Annotated in this window: 19 protein-coding genes and 1 tRNA gene; 17 read left to right on the top strand and 3 right to left on the bottom strand. The window is 62.2% G+C overall.

From position 1 onward, the window contains the following. Window positions 1-66 precede the first annotated feature (66 nt). Window positions 67-2031, bottom strand: a complete 1965-nt coding sequence (gene acs, locus I6E51_RS11695) for an acetate--CoA ligase (protein ID WP_197110415.1) — start codon at window positions 2029-2031, stop codon at window positions 67-69. Window positions 2032-2359: 328 nt separating this feature from the next. On the opposite strand from acs, the gene I6E51_RS11690 reads away from it, so the two are divergent. Both I6E51_RS11690 and I6E51_RS11685 read left to right on the top strand, forming a co-directional pair. Then, the gene (locus I6E51_RS11690; RefSeq protein WP_197107931.1) at window positions 2360-2851 is read left to right on the top strand and encodes a MarR family winged helix-turn-helix transcriptional regulator; all 492 of its coding nucleotides are present in this window, start codon (window positions 2360-2362) and stop codon (window positions 2849-2851) included. Continuing rightward, window positions 2851-3273, top strand: coding sequence for an organic hydroperoxide resistance protein (locus I6E51_RS11685; protein WP_197107929.1), 423 nt, complete (start codon window positions 2851-2853; stop codon window positions 3271-3273). The genes I6E51_RS11690 and I6E51_RS11685 overlap by 1 nt, the downstream gene beginning before the upstream one ends. 98 nt (window positions 3274-3371) lie before the next feature. Here I6E51_RS11685 and hxlA read toward each other — a convergent pair whose 3' ends face one another. Together hxlA and hxlB are read right to left on the bottom strand one after the other, a co-directional pair. Further along, entirely contained in the window at window positions 3372-3995 is a 624-nt protein-coding gene (gene hxlA / locus I6E51_RS11680; RefSeq protein ID WP_197110414.1) for a 3-hexulose-6-phosphate synthase, read from the bottom strand. 110 nt (window positions 3996-4105) lie between these two features. Then, entirely contained in the window at window positions 4106-4687 is a 582-nt protein-coding gene (gene hxlB, locus I6E51_RS11675) for a 6-phospho-3-hexuloisomerase (RefSeq protein ID WP_197110413.1), read from the bottom strand. Window positions 4688-4780: 93 nt separating this feature from the next. On the opposite strand from hxlB, the gene I6E51_RS14585 reads away from it, so the two are divergent. The 15 genes from I6E51_RS14585 to I6E51_RS11600 all read left to right on the top strand — a co-directional run bounded on the left by I6E51_RS14585 (window position 4781) and on the right by I6E51_RS11600 (window position 20736). Beyond that, entirely contained in the window at window positions 4781-6049 is a 1269-nt protein-coding gene (locus I6E51_RS14585; protein ID WP_197110412.1) for a response regulator transcription factor family protein, read from the top strand. Between the two features lie 106 nt (window positions 6050-6155). Then, window positions 6156-7244 (top strand): TadA family conjugal transfer-associated ATPase, encoded by a 1089-nt coding sequence (locus tag I6E51_RS11665; protein WP_197110411.1) that lies wholly within the window; start codon window positions 6156-6158, stop codon window positions 7242-7244. Continuing rightward, a complete protein-coding gene (locus I6E51_RS11660; RefSeq protein WP_197110410.1) occupies window positions 7241-8158 on the top strand; it encodes a type II secretion system F family protein in 918 nt (305 codons plus the stop codon). The genes I6E51_RS11665 and I6E51_RS11660 overlap by 4 nt, the downstream gene beginning before the upstream one ends. Window positions 8159-8262: 104 nt before the next feature. Next, window positions 8263-8544 (top strand): DUF4244 domain-containing protein, encoded by a 282-nt coding sequence (locus I6E51_RS14310; protein WP_231600035.1) that lies wholly within the window; start codon window positions 8263-8265, stop codon window positions 8542-8544. Window positions 8545-8560: 16 nt separating this feature from the next. After that, window positions 8561-8896 (top strand): TadE family type IV pilus minor pilin, encoded by a 336-nt coding sequence (locus I6E51_RS11650; protein ID WP_197110409.1) that lies wholly within the window; start codon window positions 8561-8563, stop codon window positions 8894-8896. Continuing rightward, complete coding sequence (locus I6E51_RS11645; RefSeq protein ID WP_231600034.1) at window positions 8893-9294, top strand: Rv3654c family TadE-like protein; 402 nt, start codon at window positions 8893-8895, stop codon at window positions 9292-9294. Before I6E51_RS11650 ends, I6E51_RS11645 begins: the two co-directional genes overlap by 4 nt. An 82-nt stretch (window positions 9295-9376) precedes the next feature. Continuing rightward, window positions 9377-12253 (top strand): type I DNA topoisomerase, encoded by a 2877-nt coding sequence (gene topA / locus I6E51_RS11640; protein ID WP_197110408.1) that lies wholly within the window; start codon window positions 9377-9379, stop codon window positions 12251-12253. Between the two features lies 1 nt (window position 12254). Next, a complete protein-coding gene (tmk, locus tag I6E51_RS11635; RefSeq protein ID WP_197110407.1) occupies window positions 12255-12884 on the top strand; it encodes a dTMP kinase in 630 nt (209 codons plus the stop codon). 9 nt (window positions 12885-12893) lie between these two features. Next, a complete protein-coding gene (locus tag I6E51_RS11630) occupies window positions 12894-14060 on the top strand; it encodes a DNA polymerase III subunit delta' (RefSeq protein WP_197107883.1) in 1167 nt (388 codons plus the stop codon). Beyond that, window positions 14057-15598 carry an alpha/beta hydrolase gene (locus I6E51_RS11625; protein WP_197110406.1) on the top strand — a complete coding sequence of 514 codons (1542 nt, stop codon included), beginning with the start codon at window positions 14057-14059 and terminating at the stop codon, window positions 15596-15598. Before I6E51_RS11630 ends, I6E51_RS11625 begins: the two co-directional genes overlap by 4 nt. A 16-nt stretch (window positions 15599-15614) precedes the next feature. Continuing rightward, entirely contained in the window at window positions 15615-17183 is a 1569-nt protein-coding gene (locus tag I6E51_RS14580) for an alpha/beta hydrolase (protein WP_197110405.1), read from the top strand. A 79-nt stretch (window positions 17184-17262) separates the two neighbouring features. After that, window positions 17263-17335, top strand: a tRNA-Thr gene (locus I6E51_RS11615). Between the two features lie 89 nt (window positions 17336-17424). Further along, window positions 17425-18198 carry a 1-acyl-sn-glycerol-3-phosphate acyltransferase gene (locus I6E51_RS11610; RefSeq protein ID WP_197110404.1) on the top strand — a complete coding sequence of 258 codons (774 nt, stop codon included), beginning with the start codon at window positions 17425-17427 and terminating at the stop codon, window positions 18196-18198. A 252-nt stretch (window positions 18199-18450) separates the two neighbouring features. Next, on the top strand, window positions 18451-19266 hold the full coding sequence (locus tag I6E51_RS11605) for a hypothetical protein (RefSeq protein ID WP_307783935.1): 816 nt from the start codon (window positions 18451-18453) through the stop codon (window positions 19264-19266). A 45-nt stretch (window positions 19267-19311) separates the two neighbouring features. Further along, window positions 19312-20736 (top strand): D-alanyl-D-alanine carboxypeptidase, encoded by a 1425-nt coding sequence (locus I6E51_RS11600; RefSeq protein ID WP_197110402.1) that lies wholly within the window; start codon window positions 19312-19314, stop codon window positions 20734-20736. Window positions 20737-20781: the final 45 nt, after the last annotated feature.

Below are 20781 nucleotides of genomic sequence, written 5' to 3'. Positions count from 1 at the left end.
AGAATTCAGTTATAACGTAACAAAGGCCGGGTCCCGTGGGCCCGGCCTTTGTTGTTGCTTCGAGAGCTAGTTGAGCTTGTCGGAGATGATCTGCATCACGGTGGTGTCGGCGAGCGTGGTGGTGTCACCGATCTCACGGCCCTCTGCGACATCCTGCAGCAGGCGGCGCATGATCTTGCCCGAGCGGGTCTTGGGCAGCTCGGCGACAATGAAGATTTCGCGGGGGCGAGCAATCGCCCCAATCTCCTTCGCAACGTGCTGACGCAAGAGGGCGCTCGCCTCGGCGGCGGTCTGAGCGTGCTCCTGATTCGACTTAAGGATCACGAACGCGACGACTGCCTGACCGGTCGCTTCGTCAGCGGCGCCGACGACAGCGGCTTCCGCCACGATCGGGTTCGAGACGAGAGCGGACTCGATTTCGGTCGTCGACAGACGGTGGCCGGAGACGTTCATGACGTCATCCACGCGGCCGAGCAGCCAAATGTCGCCATCTTCGTCGACGTGGGCGCCATCGCCGGCGAAGTACTGTTCGCCTTCGAGCTGCGCGAACTTCGACCAGTAGGTCTCCTTGAAGCGCTCGGGGTCGCCCCAAATGCCGCGCAGCATGGCGGGCCACGGTTCGGAGACTACGAGCAACCCACCGTTGGGCGGATCGACGCGAGTGCCGTCTTCGCCCAGAATGTCGATTTTGATGCCCGGAATGGGCACCTGGGCTGAACCCGGCTTCAACGTCGTGAGCCCCGGCAGAGCGGCGATCATGATGGCGCCGGTTTCGGTCTGCCACCACGTGTCAACGATGGGAGCGGTGCCCGCACCGATCACGTCGCGGTACCAAATCCACGCTTCAGGGTTGATGGGCTCGCCCACCGAACCAAGCACGCGAATCGAGCTCAGGTCGAACTGCTCGGGGATTTGACGCCCGGCCTTCATGAACGAACGGATGGCGGTGGGCGCCGTGTAGAAAATGCTCACCCCAAACTTCTGAATGATCTCCCACCAGCGGCCCGGGTTGGGGGCGTCAGGGGTTCCCTCGTAGAGCACCTGAGTCGCACCGTTCGCGAGCGGACCGTAGGTGACATACGTGTGACCGGTGATCCAGCCCACATCGGCGGTGCACCAATAGACATCGGTCTCTGGCTTCAGGTCGAAGACATTCTTGTGGGTGAACGCAGCCTGCGTGAGGTACCCACCACTCGTGTGCAGGATGCCCTTCGGCTTACCTGTTGTGCCTGAGGTGTAGAGCACAAAGAGAGGGTTCTCGGCAGGGAACCCCTGCGCCTCGTGCTCGGGCTCCGCTGCCTCAATCTGATCGTGCCACCACAGGTCGCGACCCTCGGTCCACTCCACCTCGTTGTCGCCGCGCTTGACGACCAACACATTGGTGACGCTGGATTCCCCGTTGGCGAGTGCGGCATCCACTGCCGCTTTGAGGGGAAAGACCTTACCTTTGCGCCAGCCGCCATCGGCAGTGACAACAAGTGTGGCGCTCGCGTCGTCGATGCGGCTGCGCAGGCTTTCGGCGCTGAAGCCGCCGAAGACGACGGAGTGCGCTGCGCCGAGGCGAACCGTCGCGAGCATCGCGATAACGGCCTCGGGAACGAGGGGCATGTAGATGGCGACAACGTCACCCTGGCCCACGCCGAGGGCAGCCATGGCGTTGGCCGCGCGCTTGACCTCTGCGGTCAGTTCGGCGTACGTGATGCTGCGGCTATCGCCGGGCTCACCCTCCCAGTGGATGGCGACGCGGTCACCGTTGCCGGCGAGCACGTGACGGTCGAGACAGTTGTAGGCGACGTTGAGCTCGCCGTCGGCGAACCACTTGGCGAAGGGTGGGGTAGACCAATCGAGTGTTTCTGTGAACGGCTTGTGCCAGTGCACGTATTCACGCGCTTTATCGGCCCAGAACTCAACCCGGTCTTCTTTAGCTGAAGTGTAGAGATCAGCGCTTGCCTCGGAAGCCGCAGAAAAGGCCTCTGACGGGGCAAAACGGCGTGATTCGTGCAGAAGACTGTCAATGGAATTACTAGGCATTTGATCCTCTTCGATCGTGTGATTGCATTTCTCGACCACGTGCTTTCTGAAAGTATTCCACCGATTCTAGAACCTCCGTTGCACCCCCATACCGTTGCGTTACACTGAAAGTCGCTGAGCGTAAGTTCAGCAAGTGGCCAATACGATTCCCCCCAATCGTCGGCCGCTGTGGCGGCGCCCTTTCCCCCCAATGGGCGCCGCCCCTCTCTCTTTAACGGCCAGTTGTGTTGGCACGTTTCGCAGGCACGTTGCAGGCTGGAGCCCGGCCCATGCTGGCAGTTCCTTGTAGTGCTTTGTGTACGATTAATTTGTGTGCAAAGCTTCTTCAATGGATGACGAACAGAACGAGACAGAATCGGCTTCATCCGCCCTCGACACCATGCTGTGCTTCGGCCTTTATGCCGCTGCTCGGGCGACGAATCGTCGCTACACCGCGCTTTTGGCGCCGTGGGGGCTGACCTACCCGCAATATTTGGTCCTGATTCTCCTGTGGGAACGTCGGTCGTCGACGGTGAGCGGCCTCGCGGAAAGCCTCATGCTCGACCTCGGCACTACCTCGCCGCTGATCCGGCGGTTAGAAGACCGCGGCTTCGTCACGCGCGAGCGATCAGAATCTGACGAACGTCGCGTCATAGTGTCGCTGACTGCTGCTGGTCGTGCGTTGCGCGAGGAACTCGCTCACATTCCCGGCTGCATCGCCGAGGCCACCGGCATTACGCTCCCCGAATTCACGTCAACACTGTCGACGCTTCATCAGGTCACCACCAACCTCTCCACAGCACCTGCTGCTGGAGCTCATGTCATTGAAAGGCAGAACTAATGGAAGCTCTCTACACCGCTCAAGCTCTCGCGACTGGCGCCGGGCGCAACGGCCACGTTGCTACGACATCCGGCTCCGTTGACCTCGACTTGGCTGTGCCGAAATCGATGGGTGGATCTGGCAACGGTGGCAACCCCGAAGAACTCTTTGCCGCCGGTTACGCCGCGTGCTTCCACTCCGCGCTGCAGTTGGTGGCGCGCAACGAGAAAGTCGCCATCGAGCACTCCTCCGTGGGTAGTGCTGTGCACCTTCTCCCGATCGACGGCGGTGGATTCAAACTCGCTGTTGACCTCGAGGTGGTTATCCCCGAACTCGAGCACGAGAAAGCGCAAGCGCTCGCGGATGCCGCCCACCAGATTTGCCCTTACTCGAACGCCACTCGCGGCAACATCGAGGTAACTGTCACCGTTACTCAGGACTAATCGTCAGCGGGCGCGTCGTAACGCGTTCGTGCGCTTAACCACAACGAGGGGGTGCCGGTAGGCGCCCCCTCGTTTCTGCTCTCTACACAGTGTGCTTACTAAAGGATTGCGGCCTTCAGTGCGGCGGCTGCTGCCGCTGGGTCAGCTGCGCTATAGATCGAGCTCCCGGCAACGGCAACGGTCGCGCCGGCACGCTGCACTGCTGCGATCGTGGAGGCGTTGATGCCTCCAGCGACCGAGAACGGAACCTTCGCGGTCTCACCGTCGTTGAGCAGCGTCTCGAAGGTGAATCCGGGTTCCGCCTGCTCATCGAGTCCCGCATGCATCTCGACGAAAACGGCACCAAGAGCGGTGACCTCCTTCGCACGAGTGACCTTGTCAGTTACGCCGATGAGGTCAACGACGATGCCCTTCTTGTGGGCTTTCGCCGCCTTCACGGCACCGATGATGGTGCTGTCTCCGGCGGTGCCCAGGACGGTGACGTAGTCGGCGCCCGCAGAGAATGCGATGTCGGCTTCGAGCTCTCCGGCATCCATCGTCTTCAGGTCGGCGAAGACCATCTTGTCGGGGTGAGCATCCTTGATGGCGCGCACGGCACTGAGACCCTCGTGCTTGATGAGCGGTGTGCCCAATTCGATGATGTCGACATACTCAGCAACCTGGCCGGCCAGAGTGAGGGCGGCTTCTGTGGTGAGTACATCCATCGCTACTTGAAGCTTCATTGAGTTCTCTTTCTTTATGGGGGGGGGGGGGGGGGAGTTGGTGGGGGGGAATCGGCCGGGGGGAATCGGCCGACGGGGAAGTCGGTAAAGGGGTGCAGCCGCTGCTGCTGCTACTCGAGGTTGGCGTGCCGCGGCCACAGCTCTTCGGCGGTCGCGCCGGACTCTTGCCACAGCACGTGGAAAAGTGCGTCGCCAAGCAGCAGCAACGACTGCTCGAACAATCCGCCGGAGTATTGAGCCGAACGAGTGTGCCCGTGATCTTGTTTTTGTGCGGCGGGGATAATCACGGCGACCTGTGCGAGCTGCGCCAGAGGCGAGTCCGCTGCCGTGGTGATGGCGATGACCTGAGCGCCAACCTCCTTCGCAGTCGTTGCTGAGCGGATGATGCCGGCGGTCGTTCCCGAGCCGCTTGCTGCGAGAAGAACATCTCCAGCAGCAATCGCGGGAGTCGTTACCTCGCCGACGACGTGCACGGTGAGGCCCCCATGCATGAGGCGCATCGCGAGCATCCGCAGGGCTAGTCCGGAGCGGCCGGAGCCGAGCACGAACACTCGGGATGCGGCGCTGAGGAGGTCGATTGCTGATCGCACTGACTCGGAGTCGTCGCGGGCGATTGCGGTGCTGGTGCGGGTATTTTCCGCGAGAACAAGTTCGATTGCGGAGGAAACCGTAGTGGTGTCGTTGCTGGCCATTACTTCACTGTGCCATCCGTTTGGGCAGCAGACAGCCCGCCTTTCGGCCAGTTTTTCCTATCCGAACGGGTAGGTCATGCCTAAAATAGGGGAGTGACTGCTCTCAGTAACGCCAGTTCCCCTGACCTCCTCGATGCCGCCCATTCGGTGGTGTCACGTTCGCTACTTCAGATTGCGAGCGCATTTTCTGCTGTGCTCGCGCCCATGGTGGGGCACAGCTCTCTATTGATATTCACGGAAGACTGCACCGGGCGCCCCCAGAAGAAAGCGGGTGATCCTTCGATCACCAATCACGTGAGCATCGCCGAACTCGACGCCGTGCGTGAGACAGTGTCGAGCGTCGGGCATCCGGTGTGGGGAATCACGGCGGTAGTTGCCCGCCACGAGCGCCCCGCAGCGGTGTGGATTGCGCCGACCGGTTCGCTGCTCGTCCTCACCGATCCTGTGCTCGTGTCTGGTGGGCAATCGCAGGAACAGGCGTTGGCGACGATCGCGTCACTGTGGCGATTGGTGGCCGTGAGCATCCAGCAGCAGGTTGCCGTTGCAAGCCCCGACTACCTTCGAGATTCGCGGATGGCATCGCAGGACCGTGCCCAGGTCATTGCCGATCTCACCGATGCGCACTCCACGACTCTGGAACAAATTCTTGCGACGTTGCGCTCTCGTAGTGCGTCGGATGAGACGGCGCGCCAGGAAGCTACCGAGCTGGCCGCTACGGCGATGGTCAATCTGCGGGCGGTGTCTGATCGGGATCGCAGTTTGGCTGAGGAGCCGGTTGCGCGCGCTTTCGAACGCCTCAAAGCAGACCTGCGGCCCTTGGCCCGGTTCGGAGGCCTTGACGTGCAATTTGTGGAACCACCCGCCAACGGTCGCGCATTGCCGGGCGAAGTCGCCCACGCTGGCCGAGCGATCGTTCGGGGCGCTGTGCTTGCGCTCGTCGACCAACCGGGAGTCGCTCGGTTGCGGGTGGAGTGGGATTGCGACGGTGAGAATCTGCTGATTGGGATTCGCGATGACGGGCCTGGCGAGCTGGCAGTGGAAGACCCCGCGGTGCGGCAACTTGTTGAAAGGGCGGATGCCCTTCGTGGTCGTTTGAGCGTGAACGGTACTGCGGGGTGGGGTTCCGAAATTTCGGTGATTTTGCCCCTGAGCGCTGAAGGGCTTGATCGCTCGCCCAGCGTGCAGTGGCAGATCACTCAACGGGAAGCCGAGGTGCTGGAGCTGGTTGCCTCGGGTGCTCGCAATAAAGCGGTCGCGCTCTCGCTGTCCATCAGCGAGAACACGGTGAAGTTTCACGTGGCGAACCTGCTGCGCAAGGCGGGGGTCTCGAACCGGGCTGAGCTCGTTTCGGCCTATCGCTGACTCGTTTTCTTGCGCACTTCTCCCCAACAAAGAGCGGGAGTCGCCGTTCGACACGAGTGCGGTTGTGCCGCCGAAACTGCAGTCGGAGTCTCCTTAGCGTTGCCCTGTGACTAAGACTCCTTCGCACCCCGACATTGTTCCTTTCGTTGCTCGGCGACGGTTTACGGCTGAGGCCACCCCTACAGCCAGTGCACAGGCGCGGGGCGTTCCTGGAGCGGGTGGCGGCGCTGGCCTCGGCTCTGGGGTGGCAACCGGGGATGCAATGACGCGGGCACTCCACGAGTTCGGCCCATTAGCCCCCTACGTTGGGCGCCCGAACACCACCGACGTGTTCGTCAACGGCGCCCAGAATGTCTGGATCGACCGTGGCGGAGGGCTCGAGCTCGTCGGCGATGTCGGCATGACCGAAGCAGATCTCCGTGCGCTCGCCATCCGCCTCATTAATCTCGGTGGGCGCCATGTCGACGAAGCGACTCCGTGTGTGGATGTTCGGCTCGCCGGTGGCGTGCGCGTACACGCTGTTCTCCCTCCCATCTCCGCCACCGGCACCCTGCTCTCAATCCGTGTGCCCAGCCGAGAACCGTTGGGGTTGGCAGAACTCGACTTCGCAGGCTTCTTCAACGAGGTGCCGCTGCAGCGAGTGAAAGCCCTCATCGACGGGAGGGAGAATGTGCTCATCTCGGGCGCATCAGGAGCCGGAAAAACCACGTTTCTTGGCGCACTGTTGGCGGCGGCATCCGACACCGAACGCATCGTCGCTATCGAAGATGTCGCGGAGCTGCGCGTCGAACACCCACACTTTGTATCGCTCGAGGCGCGTCAAGCCAACCTCGAAGGCGCCGGCGGCTACGGGCTGCCCGCGCTGGTGCGCGAAGCTCTGCGAATGCGCCCCGATCGGCTCGTCGTCGGCGAATGTCGGGGCGCTGAAATCCGCGAACTCCTGAGCGCGCTCAACACCGGCCACGATGGCGGTGCCGGCACGCTGCACGCCAACTCACTGAAAGACGTACCAAGCAGGCTCGAAGCGTTAGGGGCGCTCGCCGGATTAGACGCGACCGCCATCGCCCGCCAAGCCGTCAGCGCCATCGGTGCGGTGCTGCACGTCGATCGCATCGATGGCCGTCGACGCCTCACCCACCTTGGCCGGCTCGTGCTCGACGACAACGACCGCCTCGCGATCGCCGAAATCGAATGAAACGCCCGCCATCGCAACTGCCCGACGTCGCCAGCATCACCCAACGGCTGGCCGTACTGCTGCACGCCGGGCTGACTCCCACTTCGGCGTGGCAGCACGTCGCGCGCGGCCGCGCCGCGTCAAGCGTGGCGGCGGCGGTAGCGGTGGAAGGCAGCGATTCGGGAGGGGCGCCAGAACGTATTTCCCGGGCATCCGCCGGTCTGCCAGCGTTGGATCGGCAAGCGTGGAACTCGCTTGCCGCCGCCTGGTTTGTCGCTGGGCAGGTTGGTGCGCCGCTGGCCGGCGCGCTACGCACTCATGCGCGGGCGTTGCGGATGCTCGTGCACATCCAGCGCGAAGTAGCCACCGCCCTCGCTGCCCCCGTCGCCACAGCGCGCATGGTCTTGGCGTTGCCCGCCGTCGGGCTCATCTTTGGAGCGCTACTGGGTTTCGACACCCTGGGAGTGCTCTTCACGACACCGATCGGGTGGGGGTGTCTCGTGGTCGGCGGCGGGCTCATCGTGATCGCTGTGAGGTGGAACAACAGGCTCGTGCGGTCGGCGACGCCCACGCACGCAGCACCCGGGCTTGAGTGCGAACTGATGGCCGTTGCGGTCTCAGGTGGTGGCTCACTCGTGCAGGCGCGAGTTGTTGTGACGCAGGCGCTGGAACGCTTCGGGTTGCCCGGGGATGGCACCCACCTCGACGAGGTGCTGCAACTCTCTCAGGAGGCCGGAGTGCCTGCCGCTGAACTCTTGCGGGCCGAAGCCGACGAGGTGCGGCTGACGGCCGACGCGGATGCTCGTGCCGGTGCCGCGGCTCTCTCGGTGCGGCTCATGCTTCCGCTCGGGCTCTGCGTGCTCCCGGCCTTCATGGTGCTCGGAGTGCTGCCGCTCATGGTCGCGGTCATCTCATCCACCGTTGCCGGGTTCTAGCGATGTTCCACACATCGGGCCGCGCTGGGTCGCGAGACTCCCACGCTCGGCAGGCTGGAATCACTCGGCCGCAGACTGCGCGACAGCGCACCAAGGAGTACCTCATGAATGATCCACACCTCGTTCCCTTGCCCGCTCTCGAACCCAGGTGTTCCCGCCGACACCGGTTCGGTGGCGACCTGGGGCTGTCGCTGCGTGCACGCCGGATGGGCTCGATTGTCCGCACCCGCCTGCGCTCCGAGCGCGGCGCAGCAACCGCCGAGTACGCCATCACCACTCTGGCCGCCGTCGGTTTCGCCGGACTGCTCGTCGTGATTCTCCGTTCCGGAGAGGTGCGCGGCATGCTCACTGACCTTGTGCGCAATGCGCTCTCGATCCCGGCGTGATCGAGCACGAGCAGCGATGAACGAGCGTGGCAGCGTCACCGCAGAGTTTGCGTTGGCGTTGCCCGCTGTCGCCCTCGTCCTCGTGTGCTGTCTCAGCGGGGTGCAACTCGCCGGGCTGCAAATCCGGTTGCAGGATGCGGCAGCTGGGTCAGCACGCAGCCTCGCTCGCGACGAAAGCTCCGGCACTGTCGCGGCTACCGCATCCGCTCTGGTCACGTCAGCACGGCTCAGTTCCCATCAGCGCGACGGCCTCGTGTGCGCCACGGTGAGCGCCCCCGCGCGCAACGCACTGCTCGGGCTGCTTCCGATCACGCTCAGTGCCACCAGCTGCGCTCTCGCGGGAGGCCAATGATGGCCATATTGCAGGCAGGCGCTGGGGCGACGGTGTGCGCTGCGCGTCGCCGGCTGAACGACGAACACGGTTCGGGCACCATCCTCATGGTCGGTCTCATCGCCACCGTTATCGCCGTCACTGCCCTCGTCATCCCTCTCTATTGGGCGCTCAGTGTGAGGCACGCGCTTGCCGGGGCGACCGACGCTGCCGCGCTCGCCGCCGCCGACACCGCGAGCGGGCTCATCGCTGGCTACCCCTGCGACAATGCGACGCGGCTCGCGAGTGCTAATGACTCCCTTATAGAGGACTGTGTGGTTGATGGGCGTATCGTGACAGTTACCGCTAGTCGCCGCATCCTCGGCATACTGGTCACAACGAGCGCCACAGCAGGGCCACCCCCAACCAGGGCGGATTAGGCAACTGAGCGGTCGGTGTGTGTATTGTGTCGCTGATAGTGGCGCTGCCACCGGTCAAGTGCGTCATCACCCAAGGAGTCCCGTGTCTGGCACCAAAAAGCTTGTCATTGTCGAGTCGCCCACCAAGGCCAAGACGATAGCCAAGTATCTCGGTGACGACTATGACGTGCTCTCGTCCGTCGGTCACATTCGTGACCTTGTCGAACCCCGCAACCTGCCACCCGAACTCAAAAAGGGCTCCCTCGGCAAGTTCTCTGTCGACGTCGACAACGGCTTCGAGCCCTACTACGTGGTCTCCGACGCCAAGAAGAAAACCGTCGCCGAACTCAAGAAGGCGCTCAGCGGAGCGAACGAACTCTTCCTCGCAACTGATGAGGACCGCGAAGGTGAGGCCATCGCGTGGCACCTCCTGCAGGTGCTTAAGCCTAAAGTTCCCGTGAAGCGCATGGTGTTCCACGAAATCACCGAAGACGCCATCGAAGCGGCCATCAACAACACCCGCGACGTCGACACCGCCCTCGTTGACGCTCAAGAAACCCGCCGCATCCTCGACCGCCTCTACGGCTACGAAATCTCGCCCGTGCTCTGGCGCAAAGTCGGCCCCGGCCTTTCCGCTGGCCGCGTGCAGTCCGCAGCGACCCGCCTTGTCGTCGAGCGTGAACGCGAACGCCTCGCCTTCATCACCGCCAACTACTGGGATCTCATCGCCCAGCTCTCGCCCGACAGCGAAACCAACGGCTTCGAATCCAAGCTCGTGCGCCTCGACGGCAAGCGCGTTGCTGCCGGCCGGGACTTCGACGACCGCGGAAACCTCAAGGGCGAAGCAGTAGCGCTCGACGAGAAGGCTGCGCAAACTCTCGCAGACGCACTGCGGATGCCGAGCACCACCATCACCGTAAAAACGGTCGAGACTAAGCCGTATACGCGTCGCCCCGCAGCGCCCTTCACCACCTCAACGCTGCAGCAGGAGGCCGGCCGCAAGCTGCGCTACTCCGCTCGCCAGACCATGAGCGTTGCGCAGTCGCTGTACGAAAACGGTTACATCACCTATATGCGAACCGACTCCTCGTCGCTCTCGCAGCAGGCCATCACCGCCGCCCGTACCCAAGCCGTTGCGCTCTACGGTGCAGACGCTGTGCCCGACAAGCCCCGCGTCTACGCCAGCAAGAGCAAGAACGCTCAAGAGGCCCACGAAGCTATTCGCCCCTCGGGAGACACCTTCCGCACGCCAAGCGAACTTCAGTCGACGCTGCGCGGAAACGACTTCAAGCTCTACGAACTGATCTGGAAGCGCACCGTCGCCTCGCAGATGGCTGACGCCAAGGGTTCAACGGCATCCATCACGATCGCTGCCGGCGAAGCTCCCGTTGCCGAATTCTCGGCCAGCGGAACCATCATCACCTTCCGCGGCTTCATGCAGGCCTACGAAGAAGGCCAAGACGAAGAGCGCAACGCCACCGCTGAGCCCAAGGAAGCGAAACTGCCTCCGCTCAAGGAAGGCCAGACCCTCACGCTTCTCGACATCGAAGCGAAGGGTCACGAGACCAGCCCGCCCCCGCGTTACACCGAAGCAAGCCTCGTCAAGAAGCTTGAAGAACTCGGCATCGGTCGCCCGTCGACCTACGCGTCGATCATCTCCACGATCATCGACCGCGGCTACATCACGCCGCGCGGCCAGGCACTCGTGCCCAACTGGATTGCGTTCTCCGTGATCCGTTTGCTCGAAGAGTACTTCGGCGACCTCGTGCAGTACGACTTCACCGCGGGCATGGAAGACGACCTCGACCGCATCGCTGGCGGAACTCAGAACCGCGTTGAATGGTTGCAGTCGTTCTACTTCGGTGACGAGAAGTACCGTGGCCTTCGCACTGTCATCGACAACCTTGGCGAAATCGATGCCAAGGAAATCAACTCGATGAAGCTCTCGGATGACGTGACGCTGCGCATCGGAAAGTACGGCCCCTACCTGGAGACCCCCAGTGACGACCCCGAGAAGCCGCGTCGGGTCAACATCCCCGAAGCGCTCGCGCCCGACGAGCTCACCCTTGCCAAGGCGATCGAACTGATCGAAGCTCCCGTTGTCGGCGACCGTGTTATCGGTGTCAACCCGGAGAACGGCAAAGAGATCGTGGCGAAGGATGGCCGGTTCGGCCCCTACGTCACCGAGCTCGAGCCAGAGCCCGAGCCTGTTCCCGAGCCCGTCGAAGAGATCGACCCCAAGACCGGCGAAGTGAAGAAGGCCAAGAAGCCTAAAAAGGCTGCTGTTGTGAAGCCGCGCACGGCATCCATTTTCAAGACCATGGAGCTCGACGCGATCGACCTCGACACCGCGCTCAAACTGCTCAGCCTGCCCCGCGTGGTCGGCCTCGACCCTGAAACCGGCGTCGAGATCACCGCACAAAACGGACGCTACGGCCCCTACCTCAAGAAGGGTGTCGAAACGCGTTCGCTCACGAGCGAAGACCTCATCTTCGACATCGACGTCGCCGGTGCCGTAGAGCTCTACGCCCAGCCCAAGTACGGCAACCGCGCAGCATCCAGTGCTCTCAAAGAGTTCGATGCTGACCCGGTCAGCGAGAAGCCGATCAAGATCAAGGATGGCCGTTTTGGTGCGTATGTAACCGACGGAACCACCAACGCCACTATCCCGCGCGGCGAAACCGTCGAAGACGTCGACTTCGAGCGTGCCGTTCAGCTGCTCGCCGACAAGCGAGCGAAGGGGCCGGTCAAGCGCAAGACGGCTGCGAAGAAGCCTGCAGCCAAAAAGCCTGCTGCGAAGAAACCAGCGGCCAAGAAGCCTGCCGCCAAGAAGCCAGCCGCCAAAAAGCCGGCAGCGAAGAAACCAGCAGCGAAGACAACTGCGGCTAAAACAACCGCCGCTAAAACCGCTGCCGCCAAGAAGCCGGCAGCGAAAAAGCCTGCTGCGCCCAAGGCCGCCGCTGCTACTGAAGCGGAGTAGCGTGCCCGGATTGTTTATCACTCTCGAGGGCGGCGATGGCGTCGGTAAGACGACGCAATCGCAGCTTCTCGTGAAGTGGCTTGAAGAAGCCGGTCACACCGTTATCGTGACCCGCGAACCCGGTGGCACTGATCTTGGACTTGAGCTGCGCGAAATCGTGCTGCATCGCCGTGGCGACATGGATCCGCGCGCCGAAGCGCTCATCTATGCCGCTGACCGCGCTCACCACATCGCGACGCTCGTGCGGCCAGCACTCGAACGTGGCGAGATTGTCGTTCAGGATCGCTACATCGACTCCTCTGAGGCCTACCAGGGTGCGGGTCGAGTTCTCGGTTCTGACGAAGTGCGTGACCTCTCGCTGTGGGCTACGCAGAACTTGCTTCCCGACGTGACAGTGCTGCTCGATCTTGATTCTGCCGATAGCCGCAAACGCCTTGACAGCGCTCGCACTCGCTATGACCGCCTCGAAGCAGAGAAGCAAGAATTTCACACCCGGGTGCGCGAAGCGTTCCTCGAGCGTGCCGCGAAAGAGCCTGACCGCATCCTTGTGGTGGATGCCGCCCGCAGCGTGGACGACATCGCCACGACGATCCGTGAGCGCATTCAGAACCACCTCCCGCAACCCGCCTAGACTGAGCGCATGTCGTTGTGGGAAGGCCTGACGGGCCAAGCTGAAGCGATCGCCGTTCTTGAGGCCGCTGCCTCATCGTCGGCGTTAGGCAGTGCAGGTCAGTCGTCGATGACGCACTCCTGGTTGATCACGGGGCCGCCCGGATCTGGCCGCTCCAATATTGCCTACGCGTTCGCTGCCGCCCTGCTCGGCACACGCGGTGATGAAACCGAAGAGTCGGTCTACAAGCAGGTTGTCGCGCGCACGCATCCTGACCTCGGTGTGCTCAGCACTGAACGCGTCATCATCTCGATTGATGAAGTGCGCAAACTTGTCGCGTCATCACAGTTTTCGCCGTCGGTCGGTCACTACCGCGTCATGATTATTGAGGATGCTGACCGCATGGTCGAGCGCACCTCCAACGTTCTGCTCAAAGCACTCGAAGAGCCGCCACCGCGCACCGTGTGGATTTTGTGCGCGCCCAGCGAAGCAGACCTCATCCCCACCATCCGTTCGCGCGTGCGCAGCGTTCGCCTCCGCACCCCCGCGATCGAAGACGTCGCCCAGCTGCTGCAAGACCGCGATGGCGTCGCACCCGACATCGCCCTTCGCGCGGCGCGGGAAGCCCAAAGCCACATTGGCATGGCCCACCGTCTCGCAACCAATTCAGAGGCCCGCGAACGACGCGAACAGGCGCTGACAACGGTGCTCAACATCCGCACCGTCTCTGACGCTGTGATCGCCGCCGCCCTCTTGCTGGAGCTGTCGAAGGCGGATGCCACGGCCCTCACCGAGGAGAAGGACGCCCACGAACGCGAGTCAGCGCTTCGCTCGCTCGGTGTTGCCCCCGGCGGCACTATCCCGCCGGCGCTGCGGGTGCAGCTCAAGAATCTCGAAGAAGACCAGAAGCGCCGGGCGACTCGGAGCCTCCGTGACGGCATTGACCGCATCATGGTTGACCTGCTGTCGCTCTATCGCGACATTCTGTTGACCCAAATCGGTGCCCCGGGAGAACTCATTAACCTCAGCATCATCAACAACATCACGGCCGTAGCGAACCGCACGACAGCGCCAGCGACGCTCGCCATCATGGATGGCATTGCAGAAGCGCGCCGTCGTATCGAAAGCAACGTTGCTCCGGCACTCGCCCTTGAGGCGATGCTCGTGAAGGTTGCTGTATCGGGGCGCGGCGCATGACCCGTCGCACCTCCCGGGTCTTCGGGGTGACTTCGGTCGCGCTGGCTGTATCACTCGTCTTGAGCGGCTGTGTTTCCTGGTTCATGCCACCGGCATCCGGCACAACGTCGACGCCGACGGAAGAGGCTGTCGCGCCGAACCTGACGAAGTTCTACCACCAGGTGCTCGAGTGGGCGAGCTGCGGAGACGATCTGCAGTGCGCTACCGCTATCGCACCGGTGGATTGGGAAAGCCCCGAGGGAGACACGATCGAGTTAGCCCTTGTGCGTCAGACCGCACGCGGCAACGACCGCATTGGGTCGCTGCTGGTGAACCCCGGCGGTCCAGGCGGTTCCGGCTTCGATTTCGTTGCCGACAGTGTGGATTACGCCACCAGCGAGGCGCTTCAGTCCCAGTTCGATGTGGTCGGTTTTGACCCTCGGGGTGTGAATCGTTCGACGCCGGTGTCGTGTTATTCCGACCCGGCTGAGCTCGATGAGTACATTTATGGGATCACCCCGGGCGAGAAGGGCAGCGACGAATGGATTGCCGCGGCGACCGATGCCTCCGCTCAGTTTGCTCAGCGCTGTAGCGAAGAGACGGGGGAGCTGTTGGGCTTCGTCGATACTCCCAGTGCTGCTCGCGACCTCGACATGCTGCGCGCTGCCCTGGGCGATGAGACGCTCAACTATTTGGGCTACTCCTACGGAACGTTGCTCGGCCAGGTCTATGCCGAGTTGTTCCCGGAGAAGACCGGGCGACTTGTGCTTGACGGTGCTGTCGACCCCGAGGCATCCGAATTCGAGGCCACTAAGGCGCAAGCGGAAGGCTTCGAGGGTGCGCTTGACGCGTTCTTGGCTGACTGCGCTGGTGCGAGCGATTGCCCGTTCACCGGTTCGGTGGAGCAGTCGCGCACAACAATTCGCACGCTGCTCGACCGCCTCGACGCGAGCCCGCTCACGAATGCTGACGGCCGCAAATTAGGCAGTGCAACCATGTTCACGGCGATCATTTTGCCGCTCTACAGTCAAGATAACTGGGCGTATCTTCGCCAACTTTTCGACTCGGTAATGAGGGGCGACGCCAGCATCGCCTTCGATTTGGCCGACAACTACAACGGCCGCAGCGCTGATGGCACATATGCCGAAAATCAAACAGAAGCGTTCATAGCGATCAATTGTTTGGATGCCCGTGAGCCGGCCGATAACGACAGCATGCGTGCGCGGGCGGCTGAGCTTGCCGTCGCGGCGCCGGTCTTTGGTCCGCAGATGTCGTACGGTGACCCCGGTTGCGCGAACTGGCCTGTTGAGGCGAAGCGGGACCGCGTGGCCATTGCTGCCCCTGGTGCGGCCGACATGTTGGTGATCGGCACGACGAATGACCCGGCGACGCCGTACATCTGGGCGCAAACTGTTGCCGACAACCTCGATTCGGGTCACCTAATCACCTACAACGGTGAAGGTCACACGGCGTATAACAAGTCGAATGAGTGCGTCAACGCGGCGGTAGAAGACTTTCTCCTCAGGGGTGAAGTTCCGAGCGCCGATCCGAACTGCTAACCGCTAGGCTCATGCGGTGAACTTCATCGCCGCCGCCCCAGCCTCTCGCGCTCGCAGGTTTGCCCTTGTGGTGCCGGCTCTCGCACTCACCCTCGTTCTGAGCGGGTGCGCAAACCTTTTCTCGGGGCTTTTCGCTCAGACGTCGGAGCCGACGGGGGAGACCGTGTCGGAGGAACTCGCTCCCTACTACGAGCAGGTTCTCACGTGGGTTGATTGCGATAACGGCGCTCAGTGCGCGACGGCAATTGCTCCGATGGATTGGGCAAACCCTTCTCCGGAAGCTGATATCGAGATCGCCATGGCCCGCCATCAAGCGACCGGGCAAAGCATGGGCTCGCTGTTCGTGAACCCTGGTGGGCCGGGCGCATCAGGTTTTGATCTCATCCACGACGATGTCGATTTTGCGGTGAGTGCGAACCTGCGCGAGAACTACGATGTGATCGGCTGGGACCCTCGCGGGGTTGGCCGTTCGACTCCCGTGACGTGCCTCGACGACGCGGGTCTCGATGACTTCATTTTCGGTATTCCGGATTCAGCGGTTGGCAGTGACGAGTGGCTTGCCGAGAGCGAGCAAGCGGCCATCGATTTCGGCCAGGCGTGCCTCGAGAACACGGGCGAGATCCTCCAGTTCATTGACACTCAGAGCACCGTGCACGACCTCGATATGTTGCGCGCGATTGTGGGCGACGAGAAGCTGCAGTACTTGGGTTACTCGTATGGCAGCGATATCGGTTCGTATTACATCGAGAATTTCCCCCAGAATGTCGGCCGTATTGTGCTTGACGGCGCCACCGATTCGTCGATTTCGGTGTTCGAGGTCGGGCGCGTTCAGACGACCGGTTTCCAGCGCGCGCTCGAAAACTATTTGGCGGCCTGCCCGACGTCATTCGATGACTGCGCATTCACCGGCGGAGTGGATGCTGCGTTAGCGACGATCCGCGAACTCTACGACCGCTATGACGCGAATCCGATTGCTGCCCCTGATGGACGCATGATGGATGCCGGAGTGCTCGATATTGCCATGAGTACGGCTCTTTACTCTCAGGATTCCTGGCCGTTCCTTAACGATCTTTTCTCGGAGGCAGCACGGGGTGAAACGGATACCGCTTTCTTCCTTGCCGACTTCTATTACAGCCGCGACATTGACGGCAGCTACACCGACAACTCACTCGAAGCGTTCATCGCGATCTACTGCGTTGATTACCCCGTGGAGACTGACCCGGCGGTGCTCGTGAAGCAGCAGGAACTCATGCGCGAGGCCTCGCCAACGACGTACCGCGAGTTTCCACCAACGGGGGATCTGACCTGCCTGAACTGGCCGTACAAGTACATCGGGCCCGAGATCACCGAGCTGACCGGTGAAGGGGCACCGCCCGTACTGATCATCTCCACCACGGGCGACCCGGCGACGCCCTACGAGTGGGGAGTTGCCCTCAGCGAGCAGCTGCAGAGCGCCCAACTCATCACCTACAACGGTGAAGGACACACTGCCTACAACGGTGGTGTCGGCTGCATCGACGGGGCTGTAGACGCCTATTTCATCAACGGCGTCGTGCCTAACGACGATCCAAATTGTGACGCATAACGGCCAGTTGGCGTTGTGGGCTTTCGGGCCCGAAAACTTCGGCTAAGCTATCTTGCTGTGCCTCATGAAAATGTGGCCGGCCGCCTTAGCTCAGTTGGTAGAGCATCTCACTCGTAATGAGAAGGTCGTCAGTTCGATTCTGACAGGCGGCTCCGTTCACTCACGAGGGTCAGAGAAATCTGGCCCTCGTTGTGCGTTGTGGTGGCGGCAAACTCTCATACCGGAGTCTTAAGCTGGGGGTATGAAGTACCGCAACGAACCCATCTACACAGCAGCCATCGGCGCTGGCCGCGCCATGTTCGGCGCGCTTCGCGTGCGGCGCACCGTCATCGGATCGCAGAATTTGCCCGCCGAGGGTGGGGCCGTATTCGCGATGACCCACTTCGGTTACCTCGAATTCGCGCTCGTCGAGTGGGCGTTATGGCTGCACAATCACCGTCGCATTCGATTCATGGCGAAGAAGAGCGTGTTCGAAAAACGCGTGGTCGGTTCGTTCATGCGGAACATGAAGCACATCCCCGTCGATATGAAGGCTGGCGCTAACGCCTACGCCTCCGCGGTTACAGCGCTGCGCACCGGGGAACTCATTGGGGTGTTTCCCGAAGCCGGAGTGAGTGCATCCTTCACCATCCGTGATTTCAAAACTGGTGCTGTGCGTTTGGCGGCAGAGGCAGGGGTTCCTGTGATCCCCATCGCGCTGTGGGGTGGGCAGCGCCTCATGACGAAGAACCGCAAGATCTCGTTGCGCGAACGCGTGGGCATCCCGATCGTGATGGTCGTCGGGGACCCGATGATGGTTGCGACGACGGATGACGCGACTACGGCAACCGCGCGGCTCAAGAGAACAATGGAGGGGCTGCTCGAAACGGCACAGAAGGCCTACCCCCTCGACGGCACAGGTCAGTGGTGGCAGCCGCGGCACCTCGGCGGAACTGCGCCGACGCCAGACGAGGCGGCAGTGGCCGATGCCGAACGTGATCTGCGACGCGCAGAAGCGGCACGCAAACACAAATAAGGCCCCATTGTCCCCAGCCCCGATAGCGGCAGTTTCGGGCCACGGCGGTGTCCCCCAAACAGAGGATAGACCCGTCACCCAGACCCCCCATTAACGGGTATTTCCTTATGTTTCCGGGGTTTTTCCCTTGTGGAACGCTGTTTTCGCGCCTAGTTTTGGCAGCAGGAAGCAGAGGGGTCTGCCTCCTATTCATTCGTCTGGGGGACGATTTTCATGGGGAGAATTCCGTTTTTAACGGCTTTTGTCACAGTAGTGATTGTCGGAGTAGTACCGTTCGTCGGGGGAGGCGGACCTGGTCTTACCGACAGTGCAACCGCTAGCGCCGCTGCACGGTCGCCGCTGTTTGCATCTACCGCCACAGCACCGCTCGAAGAGTCGGTCGATGTCGTCGCGATTGCCAGCATCGAACGCGTCACCGAAGAGTCACTGGCTGCAGCAATCAAGGCTGAAGCCAAGTCGCTGACCACTGACTCCGAGCACCTCGCTCAGAAGGCCGTGCCGAAGCCGAAGCCGATCGTTGTCGCATCGACGGGGACCGCATCCGTTGAGCAGATCCGTGCAGCGTACGCTTCCGCAGGCCAGTCCTGCCCGGGCAATGTTGGTGGCGGCGTCTCTGGCGCGCCAAGCCGTAGCTCATCACAGGGTGTCGCCGGCACGACTTCGGGCGACCTTGCATCCTTTGCCTACGCCTACAACTCGATCCGCGTTGCTAACTGCTTGCAGCCCATCGCGCTGTCGAACTTCCGCTACGACTCCTGCATGGAAGAGCGCCTCTTCTGGATGGCAGAATCGCCAAGCTCGAACCCGCTCGACGGCTGGGGCCACAACGGCACCACGCGCTCCGACGGTGTTGCCGCTCGTGGTTGCGATGGAAACCTTGCTGGCGGTTCGGGAAACAGCGGCGCCACTGTCGCATCCAAGTGGTGGGAATCATATTCTCACCGCGCATCGCTTTACCGCCCCGGTGTCAGCACCGGTGGTGCCTGCATCGCCTTTGCCATGACCCATGGCGGAATCGATGAGCCCTATAGCTTTACCCGCGCTGCAGCACGATGGACGTACTGCTAGGCCCACTCGAAGCGCTGGGTTGGAACATCCGGGTACTATAACCGGGTGACTGATTCAGCCAGTAGTGAGCCAAAAGCGCCGGGAGGAATACGCGCGTTTATAACTCAGCACCCCACCGCATCCACGGTGACGGTTGCGGCGGTTGTATTCGTACTACTCGCAGTAGTAGCAGTATTCGCCGGAATTTCGGTTGGCTCCGCTAACTCGGCAGTTGATGTCACCCCAGACGAAGTCACTGCAGAGCAGCGGAGCCAACCGGATGTTACCCCCGGGGCGATCGCGGTGCGCACGTGTTCTGTTGACGCACTTGCTACGGTCGCGACCTTCCCCTCGCTTGTCGGCGTAGTGACGGATGCCGCTACGGGCGACGTGCTGTGGGGCCGTTCTGCCGACAAAGCGGCCAGCCCCGCGCACATCGTGACGGCGATGACGGCGGCTGCAGCGCTTCAGGCTCTTGGCGCTGACACCCGTATCAGTACCAAAGTTATCGACGGTTCATCAGCTGGCGTGATCGTGCTGGTGGGTGGTGGTGACCCGACCCTCGCGACGACCAATGCGTCGTACTATCGTGACGCTCCCCAGATTTCAGATCTCGCCTCGCAGGCAATGACACGGTACGAAGAGCTTCATCCCGGTGTTCCGATCACCGAGATCGTGCTCGACTCCACGCTGTGGAACACGAGTGATGCCTGGGATTCCAATTGGCCCGAGCGTGAACGCACCGGCGGGTACCACTCGTATGTCACCGCGCTCATGGTGAATGGGGATCGCGCTGACCCCACTATTGCGATCAGCCCGCGCGGCACCGATCCCGTGCAGTCTGCTGGCCAAGCATTCGCTCAAGCCGCTGGTTTGCCCGCCGTCACGTTCTCGAACGGCGCCGCGGTCGGTTCCACCGTGCTGGCTGAAGTAAAGTCGCAGCCCATCAGTGTGCTCGTCGAGCAGATGCTGATCAGTGGCGATGACTCCTTGGCTGAGTCGCTTGCCCGCCTCGTCTCTAAGCAGCAGGGTCTCAGCGGCGCTGCAAGCACTCTGAACCAGGCCATCCAAAGCGTGCTGTCGGATGCCGGACTCGATGATGCCGGAAGCATCACCATCACTGATGGCTCCGGTTTGAGCCCCAAGAACCAAGTCCCACCGTTGTTCGTCGCGCAGTTCATGGCGGCAGGGACATCGGGCAGTGGCGCAATCGCGACAGCGCTATCGATGCTTCCGGTCGGAGGCGAAAGCGGTGACCTCTACAACCGTTTTGAGGGTGATGCCGCTGCGGCATCCGGTCACGTGGCTGCTAAGTCGGGGTGGACCAACCAAGAGCACTCCCTCGGTGGCGTGCTATTTGCCGAGGACGGCACTCAGCTGGCTTTCGCGTTCTACTCGATCGGCGAGGGCATCTCCACCGACGCACGCACCGCGCTCGACAACCTCGTTGCCGGCGTCTATACCTGCGGAAGCAATCTCTCCAACTACTAGGGCGCTCTGCGCGGCCAGGTGCGGCCTGCGCGACTTAGACTGGCA

Source organism: Salinibacterium sp. NSLL17 (assembly GCF_015864935.1).
Lineage (GTDB): Bacteria > Actinomycetota > Actinomycetes > Actinomycetales > Microbacteriaceae > Rhodoglobus.
This window is presented reverse-complemented; position numbering and strand designations above follow the sequence as displayed.

Bases quoted from the DNA above. Each gene is read 5' to 3' on its own strand.
- acs (WP_197110415.1), bottom strand. From the start codon at position 2,031: ATGCCTAGTAATTCCATTGACAGTCTTCTGCACGAATCACGCCGTTTT.
- I6E51_RS11690 (WP_197107931.1), top strand. From the start codon at position 2,360: ATGGATGACGAACAGAACGAGACAGAATCGGCTTCATCCGCCCTCGAC.
- I6E51_RS11685 (WP_197107929.1), top strand. From the start codon at position 2,851: ATGGAAGCTCTCTACACCGCTCAAGCTCTCGCGACTGGCGCCGGGCGC.
- hxlA (WP_197110414.1), bottom strand. From the start codon at position 3,995: ATGAAGCTTCAAGTAGCGATGGATGTACTCACCACAGAAGCCGCCCTC.
- hxlB (WP_197110413.1), bottom strand. From the start codon at position 4,687: ATGGCCAGCAACGACACCACTACGGTTTCCTCCGCAATCGAACTTGTT.
- I6E51_RS11660 (WP_197110410.1), top strand. From the start codon at position 7,241: ATGAAACGCCCGCCATCGCAACTGCCCGACGTCGCCAGCATCACCCAA.
- I6E51_RS14310 (WP_231600035.1), top strand. From the start codon at position 8,263: ATGAATGATCCACACCTCGTTCCCTTGCCCGCTCTCGAACCCAGGTGT.
- I6E51_RS11650 (WP_197110409.1), top strand. From the start codon at position 8,561: ATGAACGAGCGTGGCAGCGTCACCGCAGAGTTTGCGTTGGCGTTGCCC.
- I6E51_RS11645 (WP_231600034.1), top strand. From the start codon at position 8,893: ATGATGGCCATATTGCAGGCAGGCGCTGGGGCGACGGTGTGCGCTGCG.
- I6E51_RS11630 (WP_197107883.1), top strand. From the start codon at position 12,894: ATGTCGTTGTGGGAAGGCCTGACGGGCCAAGCTGAAGCGATCGCCGTT.
- I6E51_RS11625 (WP_197110406.1), top strand. From the start codon at position 14,057: ATGACCCGTCGCACCTCCCGGGTCTTCGGGGTGACTTCGGTCGCGCTG.
- I6E51_RS11610 (WP_197110404.1), top strand. From the start codon at position 17,425: ATGAAGTACCGCAACGAACCCATCTACACAGCAGCCATCGGCGCTGGC.